This is a genomic window from Sulfobacillus sp. hq2, from assembly GCF_002903155.1.
Taxonomy (GTDB): domain Bacteria; phylum Bacillota; class Sulfobacillia; order Sulfobacillales; family Sulfobacillaceae; genus Sulfobacillus; species Sulfobacillus thermotolerans.
In genome coordinates this window covers 1-15,168 of the sequence record NZ_NWUL01000047.1, presented here as the reverse complement: position 1 = coordinate 15,168, position 15,168 = coordinate 1, and the positions used below count along the sequence as shown (strand labels likewise).

17 protein-coding genes are annotated in these 15,168 nt (G+C 53.7%); 10 read left to right on the top strand and 7 right to left on the bottom strand.

Annotation, left to right across the window (positions count from 1 at the left end):
- Position 1 precedes the first annotated feature (1 nt).
- Complete coding sequence (gene dnaE, locus CO251_RS13595) at positions 2-2,770, top strand: DNA polymerase III subunit alpha (RefSeq protein ID WP_103376366.1); 2,769 nt, start codon at positions 2-4, stop codon at positions 2,768-2,770.
- A complete protein-coding gene (locus CO251_RS13590; RefSeq protein WP_103376365.1) occupies positions 2,739-3,275 on the top strand; it encodes a hypothetical protein in 537 nt (178 codons plus the stop codon). The genes dnaE and CO251_RS13590 overlap by 32 nt, the downstream gene beginning before the upstream one ends.
- Here the strand turns inward: CO251_RS13590 and CO251_RS13585 are convergent.
- From CO251_RS13585 to CO251_RS13565, 5 genes are all read right to left on the bottom strand, one after another.
- On the bottom strand, positions 3,272-3,625 hold the full coding sequence (locus tag CO251_RS13585) for a hypothetical protein (protein WP_103376364.1): 354 nt from the start codon (positions 3,623-3,625) through the stop codon (positions 3,272-3,274). The genes CO251_RS13590 and CO251_RS13585 overlap by 4 nt on opposite strands.
- Positions 3,626-3,729: 104 nt before the next feature.
- Positions 3,730-4,317, bottom strand: coding sequence for a cob(I)yrinic acid a,c-diamide adenosyltransferase (locus CO251_RS13580; RefSeq protein WP_103376363.1), 588 nt, complete (start codon positions 4,315-4,317; stop codon positions 3,730-3,732).
- 20 nt (positions 4,318-4,337) lie between these two features.
- Positions 4,338-4,901: a nitroreductase gene (locus CO251_RS13575; RefSeq protein WP_103376362.1), complete on the bottom strand. Its 564-nt coding sequence runs from the start codon at positions 4,899-4,901 to the stop codon at positions 4,338-4,340.
- 63 nt (positions 4,902-4,964) lie between these two features.
- A complete protein-coding gene (locus CO251_RS13570; protein ID WP_103376361.1) occupies positions 4,965-5,168 on the bottom strand; it encodes a hypothetical protein in 204 nt (67 codons plus the stop codon).
- 3 nt (positions 5,169-5,171) lie between these two features.
- Positions 5,172-6,083 carry a YIEGIA family protein gene (locus CO251_RS13565; RefSeq protein WP_103376360.1) on the bottom strand — a complete coding sequence of 304 codons (912 nt, stop codon included), beginning with the start codon at positions 6,081-6,083 and terminating at the stop codon, positions 5,172-5,174.
- Positions 6,084-6,216: 133 nt separating this feature from the next.
- Here CO251_RS13565 and CO251_RS13560 point away from each other — a divergent pair, with 133 nt between their 5' ends.
- From CO251_RS13560 to CO251_RS13545, 4 genes are all read left to right on the top strand, one after another.
- The gene (locus CO251_RS13560; RefSeq protein ID WP_242968614.1) at positions 6,217-7,167 is read left to right on the top strand and encodes a magnesium transporter CorA family protein; all 951 of its coding nucleotides are present in this window, start codon (positions 6,217-6,219) and stop codon (positions 7,165-7,167) included.
- Positions 7,168-7,247: 80 nt separating this feature from the next.
- Entirely contained in the window at positions 7,248-9,104 is a 1,857-nt protein-coding gene (locus tag CO251_RS13555; protein ID WP_369825284.1) for a protein prkA, read from the top strand.
- Complete coding sequence (locus CO251_RS13550; protein ID WP_242968613.1) at positions 9,101-10,252, top strand: DUF444 family protein; 1,152 nt, start codon at positions 9,101-9,103, stop codon at positions 10,250-10,252. Before CO251_RS13555 ends, CO251_RS13550 begins: the two co-directional genes overlap by 4 nt.
- Positions 10,230-11,465, top strand: coding sequence for a SpoVR family protein (locus CO251_RS13545; RefSeq protein WP_158246355.1), 1,236 nt, complete (start codon positions 10,230-10,232; stop codon positions 11,463-11,465). Before CO251_RS13550 ends, CO251_RS13545 begins: the two co-directional genes overlap by 23 nt.
- A gap of 5 nt (positions 11,466-11,470) precedes the next feature.
- Here CO251_RS13545 and CO251_RS13540 read toward each other — a convergent pair whose 3' ends face one another.
- Entirely contained in the window at positions 11,471-11,728 is a 258-nt protein-coding gene (locus tag CO251_RS13540) for a hypothetical protein (protein ID WP_146039086.1), read from the bottom strand.
- Between the two features lie 99 nt (positions 11,729-11,827).
- On the bottom strand, positions 11,828-12,367 hold the full coding sequence (locus CO251_RS13535) for an NUDIX hydrolase (RefSeq protein ID WP_242968612.1): 540 nt from the start codon (positions 12,365-12,367) through the stop codon (positions 11,828-11,830).
- Between the two features lie 69 nt (positions 12,368-12,436).
- Here CO251_RS13535 and CO251_RS13530 point away from each other — a divergent pair, with 69 nt between their 5' ends.
- From CO251_RS13530 to CO251_RS17255, 4 genes are all read left to right on the top strand, one after another.
- Positions 12,437-13,012, top strand: a complete 576-nt coding sequence (locus CO251_RS13530; RefSeq protein ID WP_103376355.1) for a TetR/AcrR family transcriptional regulator — start codon at positions 12,437-12,439, stop codon at positions 13,010-13,012.
- Positions 13,013-13,108: 96 nt separating this feature from the next.
- Positions 13,109-13,393 (top strand): hypothetical protein, encoded by a 285-nt coding sequence (locus tag CO251_RS13525; protein WP_103376354.1) that lies wholly within the window; start codon positions 13,109-13,111, stop codon positions 13,391-13,393.
- A 151-nt stretch (positions 13,394-13,544) separates the two neighbouring features.
- Positions 13,545-14,672: a citrate synthase gene (locus CO251_RS13520; RefSeq protein WP_103376353.1), complete on the top strand. Its 1,128-nt coding sequence runs from the start codon at positions 13,545-13,547 to the stop codon at positions 14,670-14,672.
- Between the two features lie 234 nt (positions 14,673-14,906).
- The coding region (locus tag CO251_RS17255) for a recombinase family protein (RefSeq protein WP_158246354.1) at positions 14,907-15,168 on the top strand (262 nt) is incomplete at its 3' end.

The window sequence follows — 15,168 nt, the reverse complement described above, 5'->3', positions numbered from 1 at the left end:
TATGGAGTCTTTCCCGCTGCTGAACATTTGGTCCGCGTATTCGTTATTGCGGTCCAGTTGGGATATCGATAAAGGATTGGCGGAGCTCAAGCGGTTGGGCTACCGCACGGTGGGGCTGGCGGATTTCCAGTCTCTAGCGGCGGCTGAATTGTTCAGCCGCCGCGCTGCGCATTTGGACATGGCAACATGGTTGGGTATGACCGTGGCACTGGCTCCGGACCTGCATGTGATGCTCTATGCCCAAAGCCCTGACGGATGGCAGCTTCTGTGCACCATGGTCCAAGAAGGCGTGCCCACTGAACTAGATCGCCTGGCTAGTCCCCATTTGCTCTTGGTGCTGCCGGCCGCCAGTTATGAAGACCAACGCCTATGGCCGGCGGTGACGGCCTTGAAATTTGGCGGATTAGTAGAAGAACTCCGGCCCGAGCAGGCGTCTCATGGATTACCGTGGATTCCCGCGTGTCCCGTCCGCTATCACGCCAGAGAAGAAGATGCGTACCAGATTTTGATGCACATGGGCGAGCATCTACCCCAACCCGGTGCGTGCTCCGCGTCTTCTCCCCAGAGCGTTTTAGCGCCCTATCCTGTCGAGTGGCGGCCCTTGTTGTTTCAGGAACTGCCGCCGTCTGTGTTGCCCCAAGAACGGGCGCGTTTGCCTGTTTTCTTGGAAACCCCAAGCCAGGACCAAGAGCAATTGGTCTATCAAGCCAAAATGGGACTGGATGCCTGGAACCCTACGCCCAAAGAACCCTATGAGGCGCGTTTGCAGCACGAACTGAACATCATTGTCTCTATGGGCTATGCTTCCTATTTTCTTATCGTGGCAGATTTGGTGCAGTATGCGCGTACGCATGGGATCTTGACGGGACCGGGGCGCGGCTCGGCTGCCGGCAGTCTTGTGGCGCGGTGCTTAGGCATTACCAGTATCGATCCCATAGAACACGGTCTGTTATTCGAGCGGTTTTTAAATCCTCATCGACGGACGTTGCCCGATATCGATTTGGACGTTGATTTTACCAAGCGCTATCAGCTCATTGAATATCTCCGCCAGCGTTGGGGAACAGACCGCGTGGCGCAAATCGGCACCTATGGCACGCTGGGGGCGCGTGCTGTCTTAAGGGATGTGGCGCGGGTGCTACAGATTCCTGCCGCGCAGGTGAATGCTGTCATGGCAAACGTTCCCCAAACGCCGGGGCTGCGCTTAGAGGAGATTGCCGGGGACCTCAAGCCCAGGACTTTGGCAATTGAACCAAGTGGACGCTGGTGGCGGGTGAGCCGTGCTTTGGAGGGATTGCCTCGCCATAGCTCGATTCACGCGGCGGGCGTGGTCTTGTCGGATAGGCCTTTAGCCCAGCTCGTGCCATGTGTCAAAGGACCGGACGGCCATTTGGTGACGCAGATGGATATGGTCTCGGTCGAAAAGCTAGGGCTGTTGAAGCTCGATGTGCTGGGCTTGCGGGCATTAAGTGTGGCGGTGCGGATAGGAGGCAGCCGCCAGCATGGCTTTAACACCGTGGATGGGGCGGACCCCTTGACATTGGGATTACTCGCTCGGGGCGACACCGACGCGGTCTTTCAACTGGATGGGCACGGTGTGCGCGAACTCTTGCAGCGTATGAAGCCGCGCCATGCCAAGGAGATTATCGACGTCGTTGCGCTGTACCGGCCTGGTCCCATGGACGCTATTGGGACGTACTTGGCGCGGCGGGCCGGGCAAGAACCCGTTCCCCACGATATTTTTGGGGCCGTGTGCCATGACACGTACGGCGTCATGGTTTATCAGGAACAATTAATGCAGTTAGTGCAGACCATGGCGGGGTATACCTTGGCTGAGGCGGATTTGTTTCGCCGAGCGATTAGCAAAAAAGATCATGCGACCCTTTCACAGATGGAAGGCGACTTTACTGCGCGAGCGCAAGGCAAACAGTGGAGCCTTCAGGAAATTCGAGAGATTTGGGGCAGTATTATGGCCTTTGCGGATTATGGGTTTAACAAATCGCATGCCGCCGCCTATGGGTTATTTAGTTATTACATGGCGTATTTGAAGGCGCATTATCCCTTGGAATTTTGGGCGGCCGAATTCTCCACGATTGGTGTCGACAAGCTGACTCAAGAAGCTAAACGCGCCGTATCCCAAGGGATTGTGCTTTGGCCGCCGGACGTGACGCGCAGTCATGTCGATTTCGTGGCCGAGCCTTCAGGAATTGTTGCCGGGCTCACGCTGATTCGCGGAGTGAGTCCAGAGATGGCTCAGCGCATCATTGCCGAACGCGAGCGGAAATCCTTTCAGTCGAAGTCCGAGGCCTTTGAACGCATTAGCCGTGTGACGCAGTCTCGTATCGCGGAATTAGTTTCGGCTTCGGGTGCCTTAGGCCGTTTACCGGGACGATTGCTAAAGACGGGGCAGCTGAGCTTATTCGACACCGAACAAGACGCCTCTTTGCAACAAGTGGATGCCGTGCAGTCATTTGGCATGGAATGGCCGGTGGCACAAGGTCCTATTTATATTCGTACCACCAGACGCCTAGAAGATGTATCATGGTGGCAACGGCAGCTGAAGTCTTTGCAGCGCGATTTTCCGGGCCCGCATGCAGTGATTGTGGGCAATGATCAGGGCAAAGCATTTAGGGTGGACGGGATTCGCCTGCAAGGATCGTGGCAGAGTCTTCAGGCCCTGCGAGCGTTGCCCATGGTGTCCGGGTGTGGACGCCGGATTGAAACAAAGAGGGTGTGGACCGATGGCCAAGATATCACGCGAGGAACTGATTAAACATTTGACGCCGCCCCCAGGCATTATCATGCCCCCGTATCCGGCCAAGCGTGACAAAGTGTACCGGATGAGTTTGGGATGGACCGCATTGGCCATGGTGGCCGCGGCCGTAGCGACCTTGATGCGGGCCGAGCGTGCGATGTTTTGGATTCAGGGATTGGTCAGTGCCGGACTGGCTGTGGCAGGCTGGACTTTCCTGGTGTGGCTGAAGCAGTGGCGGTGGATTGTACGAAGTTTGGTGGTCTTAGGGTTAGTGCTATGGCCTTTTTGGTCATTGGGCGCATGGGCGTTAACGATTGCGGGCAGTGCGATCATGGCGGCCAAAGAAACTCATTGTTTTCACTTTTGGGCCGGGCGCGTGATTCCTTGGTATTCCGTGTTATTTGGAGCGGGCATGGTGTTTGGCGCGCCTTGGTGGCTCATGGGCCTGTTATGGCTGGGCTTAGCCTTCTTATGGCTTAGCTTAGTACGGGGACGGTGGACGCTCCCCTTATTTGAGGTTTAAGCCGCCGAGGCGGGGAGTAAGATTTCGAGCAAGGCCGTGGCCAAGGCGGCTATTGCGGTGGCGATGGTGGAGATGTGCAGCCCGGGGAGAAAAAAGCCGCTAAAATAGACGGTCACCATGGTAATGGTGCCCCACACGAGAAACCGCTCGAATAAAGCCTGACGGTAGCCGACCGTCCGGTCAACCAACGCCCCGAGGATGCCGGTAATAAGGCCTGCGCCGAGGGCAACACTTAAATAGCGCGGAGAAATCCCTTGATGCCCGTAAGGCGCTGGTGTCTCGAGCAATACGATCGCGACAACAATCATGGCGGTAATAATTTTGTGGACTGTCGTTGATGCTTTGAGCATAGTACGTATGACCTCCTGCCATCGGCAGTATAGCCAATTACCGGGGGCGTCATACCGCTAAACAAAATCAACCAAAGACGTGGGCATACCCACGTCTTTGGCTATTAATAGAGATCGGGCTGGCGGGTGGCTTCTTCATGGACACCTAATTGGGCGTTGACATAACGTCCAGCCGCAAATAGGACATCGGAGAGTCGGTTCATAAAGGTCATCACGTTGTGTTCCACCGGCTCAATTTTGTTGAGACTCCAAATTTCCCGCTCGGCCCGCCGGCACACCGTGGTGGCCACATACAAGCTGGTGGCCGCGAGCGTTCCCTCTGGAATGGTAAAAGGCCGCCAGGGTGGGGTGTTGTCGCGCAAAAGGTCGGCTAACGCTTCCAACTGTTTCGTAAGACTGGCGGGGGTTTTCGCTGTTTCGGCCCGCTCTTGAAGGGAGGAGAGGTCTGCCCCCACTAAAAAGAGACGGTGCTGCAAATCATGTAAAAAGCGCTCCAGTTCTTCCCATGGCGCTGGAGGATTTGCCGGTCTGGCGTTGGACAAATGGGCACGGGCTTGCCCAATAAAGGCGTTGAGCTCATATAATGTCCCATACGCCGTGACACGCTGCGAATGTTTCTCGATTTTTTGACCGGTGCTAAGACGGGTAACTCCGTTGTCACCATTTCGGGTGTAAATGGGACTTTTAGGCATAGCCGCTCCTTTCTAACGCGCTATGATAACCAAAGCGTACGGTGGGTGGCCGGGTCACGAGGAACCTCGGGCACGGTCGCCGGATATCCGACGCGAATAAATCCGGTAATACGCTCATGGTCTTGTACCTGAAGTAAGGCGCGGGCGTCTTGGGCTTGGGTAATGCCGCCGGTTGCCCAATGGGTACCCACACCAAAACTCCAAGCAGCCAAAAGCATCCCGTACGTTGCGCAACTCACCGCCGCGTAGTCTTCTTCTTGTCGGTGGGGATCCGAAGCCAATTGTTGAATGACGCCGATAATCACGGGCACGGCCATATAGTCGTTTTGGGCTTTCATGGCCAGTCTTTCGGGGTCCGGACGATTTTGGGACACGGCTTTATGCCACGCGACGTGGTAGCGAATGCGGGCTAATTGGGCAAGACTGTCACCCTGGAGGACAACAAACCGCCAGGGTTGAGTCATGTGGTGATTGGGCGCTTGCACAGCGGCCTCGAGCATAGCTTCAATCACGGCCTGTGGCACGGGACCGGGCCGAAAAAGATGGATGGTGCGACGGGTTAAAAGGCCTTCCATAAGTTCCATGAGACAGTGCGTGGCTCCTCTCGGGTACCTTTTTATGGTATCAGAAATGCCCCGCACGAGCCACTACGAGGATTGATTCACGGTTAAAATGAGCGTGCCATTGTGCAAATCATGCACGATGGCATTGGTAATGCGCGAAATCCACATGGCGATGCGTTCGCGCTCTTGGTCATCTTCCGCGATGAAAATGGGAGCCATGCCTCCCGTCACCGAATCCTTTTTAGTGGTGACAATCGCAAACATGACGGGCGTTGGGGCGTCAGCCATTGTCTACATCTCCTTCCGTTTCAGGACCGGGCTACTCATTTTGCTCCATTTATCGGATTCGAGCACGGGGGTGTTTTTAATGGCTTTAATCAATTTGGCCATATCGCGGTCGACCGGCAAAATCGATAGGCCGGCTTTTCCCGTGCCAGCGGGCATCTCCATCCGGCACAACGGGCTTTGTTCAGGGTACCCGATATCTTTTTGTGCCCCGACCGCTGCAGCCGCCTCATATGTAATAGCTTGACGCTGCGAGACGTTCCACAAGATGGCTTGACCGCGTTCGTCCTTAGGCGTTAAGACGACGGCGAGCCCCTCTTTTTCGTAACGTTCACGGGAATGGGGGAGTCCTACTTCCATCATCATGACGTCCCCTGCGTACAGCAGTGACCCTTTGTCAAAGCTAATCTTGGCTGGCTGCACATCGATAAGATCACCCACGCGCTTACCAGACATGAAGATTTCCGAGATGATCAAGACGATGACGCTGCCAATGATGCCCACCATGAGCCCCCCAGCCAATGTGAGCGCCGAACCTAGGAGTGCGACCAGCATGGCTAAATAGTTCCGGGCTTCATAGGTAATGGCAATCCCTTCGATATATCCAGCCCCCCGGGACACTAAAATCAAATGCTCTTCTTGCTCCAAGGTTTTGCGTTCGGTATTGCGCACGTCGCGAAATTGGGTGGCAGCCAGTGTTAAAAACGTCGCCGCAGTGAATTCCTTGCCTAATAGCGAGGTGAGGATGCTTGATCCAATCATCGCGGCAATGACTGCCAAAGCAATTTGCGAGATATAGCCCGAAGGGTAGCCGGGATAGTGAGTCCGGCCGGATCTGAGGGAAATGAGGCGGGAGAGAAACCCCGCGGCGAACCCCACAATCATAGGGGTCCAGTTAATAGGACCTGAACTGGACATGGTATCCTCCTTTGCAGTCTAAGCATTGTTGCCGACAATCGAACGGCCTTATTGTGGGTCATTTCCCAGCCAGGCATACATGGTGACGGGATCGGGGATTCTGACCAAGACAAGACGACGGAAGGAGGCCAGGATGATGCCGCGGTACATGTCGGTGGGAAAGCACCAGGAGCATAGCCATGAAACCACCCAGTGGCCTAAACAGGCACAAGCCTTATGGATCGATATCCCCCAAGGTGAAGAATCGGACCTAGCTGGCGTGGTGCGGCGCTTATACACGGCACACCCCTTAGCCGTGGAGCGCGTCTTACATGGAGGACGCCGCAGCTCGGGCTTTTTAATTGAAGAAGACGCGGTTGTCATGGTGATTTCTGACCCAGTGCAAGATACCTTTCCTGACCACACCAAACCGATTGGGATATTTCTCGGCCAAAACTTTTTAGTGACCACGCACTTTGACGGGGATAACGGGATTGTCGAAGAAGCTTGGCAGCATATCTTGCATGATGAATCCCTGGATGAAGGGATTGATTTCGCTCTGTACCGGCTCTTATACGGCCACCTTCATCACTTTTACACGGCAACGCATCACATCAGCGACCAATTTGAAAAATTGCACGCCAGACTGCTCAAGGAACCCTACCGCAATTTAGCCTTGGATATTGTGGCACTGCGCAAAAAAACGTACTGGCTCTACAATGTCGTGCGCCCGGAACTCAAAATTTATGCGTTGTTGAAAGAGCACATCCGTTACGTTGCGGTGCGCAACCGGCCCTATTTTGAGGACTTGTATAGCCAGGCCCAAGAAGTCCTAAGCGATATTGAATCATACCGTGATGGCTTGGAGGGCTTGGTGGAAGCCTATTCAGGCATGCAGTCCAATGAAATTAATAAAGTCATGAAGTTCTTGACCATTATCTCCGTGTTGGCCTTACCGGCAACTACCGTGGCGTCGATATACGGGATGAACTTTTATATTCCCGAACTGCATTGGCACTATGGCTATTGGTATTCCTTGACCGTGATGTTTTTAATTACGGCGGTGTTGCTGGTCTACATGAAGAAAAATCATTGGTTTCGCTGAGTTGGCAACAAACGGATAAAGTGGACGATATTGGGAGACACTAGGACAGAACCATCACCCACTATGAGGAGGGGATTTCCTTGTTGTCCGGTCAAAATGCAGGAAGCTCAGAACGCATGGCGCCATTGCCGCTTGGGGAGTGGTCCGGTACTTTCAGTGAATATCTCGATTTTGTGCGCGCGCGCCCCGAAGTCGCAGACAATGCCCACCAGCGCCTGTGGCGCATGGTCATGCAGTACGGGGCGGGCAGTACCGATCACCGCTATCCATTTTTTACTGACCATTTATTTGGGATTGACACCGCGATTACAAGTTTCGTGGAGGAATATTTGCGCCCTGCAGCGCGCGGATTTGAAGTGAAGAAGCGGATTGTGCTGCTGGTCGGACCGGTCAGTGGCGGCAAATCAACCCTAGTCACGCTGCTCAAAAGGGGGCTGGAAGCATTTACACAGAGCCCTGAGGGCATCTTGTTCGGTATCGCGGGTTGTCCGATGCACGAAGAACCGCTCCACCTCATTCCTACCAGCCAACGCTCGCAATTGGAGCTGGAGTTAGGCGTTGCCATAGAAGGCGATTTGTGTCCGGTGTGTCAATGGCGTGTGCAAAATACCTATCAAGGACATATTGGGCAAGTTCCGGTTGAACGGGTGGTTTTGTCCGAACAGCGCCGCATTGGGATTGGAACCTACGCGCCATCGGACCCGAAGTCGCAAGATATTGCGGATTTAACCGGATCCGTCGACTTTCAAGGCTTAGCGGAATTCGGCGCCGAGTCTGATCCCCGGGCGTTTCGTTTTGATGGGGAATTAAATATTGCGAATCGAGGGCTAGTCGAGTTTCAAGAGATGCTCAAACTTGATGAAAAGTTTCTCTACCAGCTGTTATCTTTGAGTCAGGAAGGCAATGTCAAAACCGGGCGTTTCCAGTTGATTTCGGCCGATGAAGTGGTCATTGGCCATACCAACGAGCACGAGTTTCGCGCCTTTTTGCAAAATCCCCGCAATGAAGCGCTGTTGTCGCGGATGTTTATCGTCCCTGTACCATACAATTTGAATACCGCCGCTGAGGTCCAAATCTATGACAAGATGTTAGCTCCCTATAAAGAGCCCGCCATTCACCTAAGCGGCTACGCCCTCAAAGCCGCCGCCCACGTGGCGATTTTGTCGCGCTTGAAAGAATTGCCTAAACCCGGCCATGACCGGTTAAGCAAGATGCTGACATATCACAAAGCGCCGTCCGACCCCGAAACGGTGGCCATGATGCAAGAGGCGCGGGCCTTGGGTGAAGGCATGACGGGACTCGACCCCCGTTACGTCATTAACCGGTTAGCGGCATTGTGTGCCGATCCTGGACGCGAATGTATTGATGCCCTCGATGTGTTTGAGGCGCTGCGCACGGGCTTGGACCAAAATCCCTTTGGCGATAGGACACTGCGCACAGATTTGGCAGACTGGTTGCAAACTGCGAAAAGTTTATATGACCAAGAGATTGAACACGCGGTGCTGGCCGCTTTCGCCGACGACTGGAGCGACGAATTGGACCGGTTGTACCGCAATTATTTGGACCACGTGATACGCTATAGCGAGCATAAAGCCGCCGATGAGACCCTGATGCGGTCGGTCGAGGAGCATTTAAGTGTCTCGGCCTTGCAAGCGCCCGCGTTTCGGTCAGAAATTTTTGCGCGCATTGAACTGGCCAAGGCACGGCGGGAAACTCTGGCTCTGCGCGAGTACCCACGGCTCCAACAAGCCTTAGAGAATAAACTCTTTGATGACCTTCGTGACGTTGTCAAAATTACCACTCAGTCCTTAAATCCTGACCCTAAGACCTTGGAACGTGTCGAACAAGCGGCGGAAGTGTTGGTGGCCTCAGGCCAATTTTGCCCCCGGTGCGCGGCCAAAGCCATTCATCATGTGGGGGGGTTGCTCAACCGGTGAACGATCGTCGATATAGCATTGGGTGGGGCGAAGCCTTTCAATATCATGCCGTTCATCGCGATCAGTGGCGCCATGACCAAAAGGTGCGGGAAGCGGTCAAGGCCAATCTGGCGGACTTGGTCTCCGATGAACAAATTACGTTGTCTGATGGCCGCAAGGTCATCAATGTGCCCTTGCCACTATTGCGTGAATTTCGCATTTGCTTTGACCGGCAGCAAGCCCAAAGCGTCGGCCAAATGGGCGCAGACAGCGCGCAAGGGGGCCAACCAGGCCGCAGTAATGCGGAACCGGGCCATGAAGGCGGACACGAGCCCGGGATGGATGTGGAAGATACGACGATTACGCTCGAGGACGCTGCCGACATTGTCTTTGAACGCCTAGGCTTGCCCGATTTGGATCCGCAGAAGCGGTCCTTAGGCAATGGATATGAAGATCGTCCCCAAAGTTGGGCCACATCCGGGCCTAAAAGCCAATGGGTTCGACGGCCCACGTTGCGTGAGAGTCTCAAACGCCGTGCCCTCCATCGTCAAGAGGCGGCGCCACCCTTGATTGCTAAGGATTTTCGCTATTGGCGGTATGATGAATTGCCGCAAGAAGAAGGCGGCGCTGTGGTCGTGGCGATGATGGATACATCGGGATCGATGGGGACGTTTGAAAAATATTTGGCCAAAAGCTTCTTCTTTTGGACGGTAGAATTTCTCCGCCGCAATTACCCGCGCGTTGATATTGTGTTTTTAGCGCACGATGTGCGCGCCCGGGAGGTCGACGAAGAGAATTTTTTCCGCCGTGGCTCCTCGGGGGGAACGGTGTCGTCGTCGGTATACCGCTTAGCGTTGGATATCTTAGCCGACCGTTATCCGGCCGACCGTTACAATCGCTATGCCTTTCATTTTACCGATGGGGGGAATCTGACGTCGGATAATGCTTTGGCGGTGGAAATTGGGGGGATGTTGGCGCAAGAGACCAATCTCTTTGGGTATGGCGAGATTCACGATACCGATCGCAACCCCTCGCCCCTTTATCAAGCGTTCGCGGAGGCGTCCGGAATCGGAGTGACCTTATTGCGGCAAAAGGAAGATATTTTCCACGCGCTCGAGTACTACTTTGCAAAGGATGGAGGCCCGCATGATCACGCCCAGCACGCTTAATGAGTTGGTGGATACGGTCTGGCCGGTTGCGGAGTTGTTAGGGCTGAGTTGCGACCACATCCATTTTGAACTGGTAGACGGAGAAGATATTCAAGCCTTGGCCTCGTATCAAGGGCTTCCCATTCGCTACGCACACTGGAGTTTCGGCAAAAGTTTTGGCCGTCTGAAGACGGCCTATGATTACCGTCTGTCGCATATCTATGAGTTGGTGATTAACAGTCGTCCCTATTTTGCCTTTATTGACCGCAGTAGCACGCCCGCGCAAGCGATGTTAATTGTAGCCCATGTGATGGCCCACGTCGATTTCTTTGGGCATTCGCGCCTGTTTGCGCCGACAAATCGCTTGATTTTGCATCAAACCGCGCGGCATGCTCGCTATTTGGCAGCCATGCGCCAGGAATATGGGACCGAACGCGTCGAAAGTTTAATTGATGCAGGCTTGGTGTTGGCCGACTTTTTGGGACCTGTGAACGCGAGCCCGGTAGTGGGCACGGATCCGGCGGACGTTATTGGATTCGTTGCCCGTTATAGCCCGGTATTGCAGGACTGGGAGCGCGAGGTCCTTTTGATGTTACGGGCCGAAGCCCAGTATTTTTGGCCCCAACAGATTTCCAAAATTAGCAATGAAGGTTATGCGACGTTTTGGCACACAAGAATTCTGCGCCATCTGGCGCTCACGGGAGATCGGTTGTGGGATGTGGCCGCTTTAAATGCGAAATTGCTCGAAGTGCATCCGCCGACGTTAAATCCCTATGTGTTGGGCAGTCTTCTGTACCAAGCGATTTACCGCGAGCAAGGATTGGCTGGAGTCTTCCAAGCGCGCGATTTTTGGGATGACGTCGGACTCATTCGAGGTGCGTTGACACCAGAAATCGCGCAAACGGCACAACTCGGGGTCTACCGGGAGAAAGATGCCGGCAATGCCGCTGTCGCTGCGGATGTAGAAAAAATCCGCCAGCAACTCATCCAAGACGTTGAACACGGGGGCGTGCCCTATATCCACGTCATGGAGGACATCACCAAGAGTACAGGAGAACTGTCGCTTTGGCATAACGATGATGGTCGAGAACTTGACTTCTACCAATTGCCATTTGCCCTCGCGCAAATCGCGCAAAGATTATGGGGTGCAGCCGTGCAAATCCGGACCATCCGTCAAGGGGCTCCCCATGTGGCGCGTCATAACGGGACACAGTGGACAGATGAAGCGGTTTAACGCCGTTACGGATGCATTGGCACAATATAGGGCAAGATGATGGCCGCCGCTAAAATGGCAATGAACCACCAAAAAAACGTGGGAGTAGGAGGGCGCTTTTTGGATGGTACCGGACGGCGCGCCTTTTTGCGCGGACGAAATGGCACCACTTTGGCGCTCTTTTTCGAGGCGCTCGGTTTGGGAATTTCAAAACCACACTGAGGACAACTGGTCCCATCAGGGCTGATATTGCTGCCGCAATGCTCGCACGTCATTTGCTCCATCCCTCTTTCACCCAGTGTAAGATCCCACAAATAGGGTAAAAATGCCGCGCATTTTTACCCTATTATTTTAACGCAAAAGGTCGTTGGCGGGGAGTCACTTTACTGCGGAGGTTTGGCGATTTCCTGCGCTGGGCGCCAACGTCCTCGTTGTAACAGCCAACCCCGGGCATTAAGAAAATACACCAGACCAAGATGTGTTTTGGCATCGGCGGCTCGTCCCTCTATCAGGAGATTAGGCACTTCGCTCACCGGAATGATTTTGACCTCAATTTCTTCCGTCGCATCCCAGTGCGTAGGGCCCGGTACAGGGTTTACGGTGTAATAGAGATGGACTTTGTGCCGCGACAGGCCGACCGATGGATAAAAGCGAGATAACAGGCGCATGTCCCCGGCTTGGTAACCTGTTTCTTCTTGTAACTCTCGCCTTGCCCCTTGGACCGGATCTTCGCCGCGACGTAAGCGTCCGGCCGGCAACTCCAAAATTTTTCGACCGAGCGCGGGGCGAAATTGCTCGACTAATATCACGCCCTCAGGAATTTCTGCAATAACGGCGCAGACATCGGGCAAAATCAGGTACTCGTGGATATAATGGGTGCCCCGCACTGTGACGGGCACCCGCCGGATACGATTCCTTAGCAATGGACGACTCCCTCTACCTTGTATTACTTTGTATTATAGCAATAGTCGCGAAGGAAAGGGAAAAGACACGTGGAAGAACATGGACGCAAAGAGGAGCTGTTAAAAGCTGCTCAAGCTATCTTTGGACACTATGGCTATCACCAAGCCACCATTCGCGCCATTGCCGATCAGGCGCAATGTGCGACAGGGACATTTTATTTATATTTTTCGAGCAAAGAAGACTGTTTTCTCGCTTTGGTGGAACAACTTTATACGCACGTGATGGAGTACATTATGAAAGCGCGGGCCGGCGTGGATAATCCGGCAGAGAAACTGAAAAGATCGCTAGAGGCAGCCGTTGAGGTTTTCCGTCGCGATTATGAGTTGGCTCAGGTGGTATTGGTGCGAGGGGCAGGGGCTGACCCACTGTTTGAAGACCGCATGTGGCGCGTACGCGAAGCATTCAGCGCCTTCATCGTCAAAGATTTGGTGGACTGCGGCTTAGACTATGAGCGGGCGGTGATTGGATCGCATGCGTGGGTGGGAGCATTAGCCGAAGTGGTTGGGGTCTGGATTCGCCAAGACCAAGATCTGGACCTAACCCAGGCAGCCTTGGAGATTGAACGAATTTTTTGGCGGGCTTGGGGCCTAGAGGATTCTCTTTAGACGCCGCAAAAGCTAGAATATTTGCGGCAGGCACGGTCTTTTGGCTATTTTGCTAACGTTGTAGAATAATCTCAGATCACGCGAGGAGCGATGACCATGGCAGTGGAGGTATTGGCATTAAAGGCCCAAAACGATTACTGGACGGTGGAATTGTCGGTTTTTGAAGGCGTCTACCGAAAAGAGCGCTACGTGGTGCGAGTGGTCGATGTGCCCAAGGCTCCATCATCTTTATCCGACCAAGATCAAGAAACACGCATGAAAGAATTTGTGCTAGATCAAGTTAAACGGCATATGCGGCGGGGCTCATTGCCTCCTACGGGTATGCAAGTTGAGGGCGTTCACGTCTGGGACTACGAAGCAGACGAGGTCAAGTCCTCATAGTTTTGACAGAAGATTACGAGTATGGCTAGGCGGGCCTGAGTCAGGATGCCTTCAAAGAGTCCCCGGCTTACAATTTAATTGCCGGGGTCAATTTTTTAGAGAACGCAAACCTTTTTGAGCCAGGATTTTGGAAATAAGGAGGCCAACAGCCATGTCTGATGTAGAATTCAAAGAAGGCCTAGAAGATGTAGTGGCAGGCACCTCAGAAATTTGCTTCATTGATGGCAAGGAAGGGCGTCTGGTATACCGCGGATATAGTGTCGAAGACCTGGCGGAACAGACGAGTTTTGAAGAGGTCGTCTATCTTTTGTGGGAAGGCCAATTACCTAATCGGTCCCAGTTGCAAGACTTTACCAAGACCCTGACAGCAATGCGGTCGCTGGCTCAACCCGTCTATGATTTGTTGATGTCGTTGCCCGATAATACAAATCCCATGGACGCGTTGAGGACGGCGGTGAGCCTCGCAGGCATTTATGACCCGGACTCGCATGACAATTCCTACGAGGCTAGTTACCGTAAGGCTATGCGCCTCGTGGCGCAAGTGCCGACCATGGTCGCAGCGTTTGAGCGGCATCACCAAGGACATGATCCGGTCGCTCCTGATGCTCAATTAAGTCTTGCGGAAAACTTTTTATATATGCTGACGGGCAAGCGTCCCCCTGCACTTGATGCGCACGTTTTCAACACGGCATTAGTGCTTCATGCGGACCATGAGCTCAATGCTTCAACCTTTGCGGCGCGTGTGACAGCCGCGACGTTGACGGACTTGTATTCGGCGGTGACGTCGGCTGTGGGAACGCTTAAAGGACCCTTGCATGGCGGTGCCAATGAGCAAGTCATGGTTATGCTTGAGAAGATCGGGACGGTTGACAATGTAAAGCCGTGGTTGGATCACGCGTTAGCCAACCGCGAAAAAATTATGGGCTTTGGCCACCGGGTGTATAAGACCGAAGACCCCCGGGCGACTATTCTTCGCCGGCTGTCTCATGATTTGGGAGAAAAGGCCCAGAATCTACATTATTATGACATGTTAGAAGCAGTGCGCCAGCATATTCAGGCGAAGAAGGCGTTATATCCCAATGTAGACTTTTACTCGGGCTCCGTGTATGCATTAATGGGGATTCCCAGCGAATTGTTTACCCCGGTATTTGCGGTGTCCCGGATTGCGGGTTGGACAGCTCATATCCTTGAGCAATATCGGCATAACCGGATTATTCGGCCCCGCGCCGATTACACTGGACCTGAACACCGGACCTTTGTGCCCTTGGACCAAAGGTAGAAAACTTACCCCCATTCATCAGAATCCCAAGCAGACGCCGCCGTTGTTAAACGCGGCGTCTGCTTCATCCGTTCGGATCCTACGGATTGGCCATCGGATTCACCGCAATGGAGAATTATCGTATCATCTTGTCTCAATTCGAGGTGTCCACAATTTGGACTAACATCCACCGAAAGCGACGCTCGAGGAGGTGAGGACAAGCCTCGCGGCGAAGTTCTGGCACGGTATCCGGTCGTGTCATTGCGTGCGATTCGCATTCCGAAACTCCATCGGTTGCTGGATCTTGCTCAGCAACACCAAGCGGGCATTGTGGCTGTGGAATCCCAGGATCGATTGGCACGCTTCGGGTTTACTTATCTGGAAAGTTACCTGCACGCCTTTGGCGTGCGTGTTGTTGTCATGGAGCACACGGTGAAAGACGATCAGCAGGAACTCGTGGAGGACTTGATTGCCATTACCACGTCGTTCTCGGCCCGCATTTATGGCAAACGCGGAG

Coding starts and splice junctions, on each gene's coding strand:
- dnaE (WP_103376366.1), top strand. CDS start 2: ATGGAGTCTTTCCCGCTGCTGAACATTTGGTCCGCGTATTCGTTATTG.
- CO251_RS13590 (WP_103376365.1), top strand. CDS start 2,739: ATGGCCAAGATATCACGCGAGGAACTGATTAAACATTTGACGCCGCCC.
- CO251_RS13585 (WP_103376364.1), bottom strand. CDS start 3,625: ATGCTCAAAGCATCAACGACAGTCCACAAAATTATTACCGCCATGATT.
- CO251_RS13580 (WP_103376363.1), bottom strand. CDS start 4,317: ATGCCTAAAAGTCCCATTTACACCCGAAATGGTGACAACGGAGTTACC.
- CO251_RS13575 (WP_103376362.1), bottom strand. CDS start 4,901: ATGGAACTTATGGAAGGCCTTTTAACCCGTCGCACCATCCATCTTTTT.
- CO251_RS13570 (WP_103376361.1), bottom strand. CDS start 5,168: ATGGCTGACGCCCCAACGCCCGTCATGTTTGCGATTGTCACCACTAAA.
- CO251_RS13565 (WP_103376360.1), bottom strand. CDS start 6,083: ATGTCCAGTTCAGGTCCTATTAACTGGACCCCTATGATTGTGGGGTTC.
- CO251_RS13560 (WP_242968614.1), top strand. CDS start 6,217: ATGATGCCGCGGTACATGTCGGTGGGAAAGCACCAGGAGCATAGCCAT.
- CO251_RS13545 (WP_158246355.1), top strand. CDS start 10,230: ATGATCACGCCCAGCACGCTTAATGAGTTGGTGGATACGGTCTGGCCG.
- CO251_RS13540 (WP_146039086.1), bottom strand. CDS start 11,728: ATGGAGCAAATGACGTGCGAGCATTGCGGCAGCAATATCAGCCCTGAT.
- CO251_RS13525 (WP_103376354.1), top strand. CDS start 13,109: ATGGCAGTGGAGGTATTGGCATTAAAGGCCCAAAACGATTACTGGACG.
- CO251_RS13520 (WP_103376353.1), top strand. CDS start 13,545: ATGTCTGATGTAGAATTCAAAGAAGGCCTAGAAGATGTAGTGGCAGGC.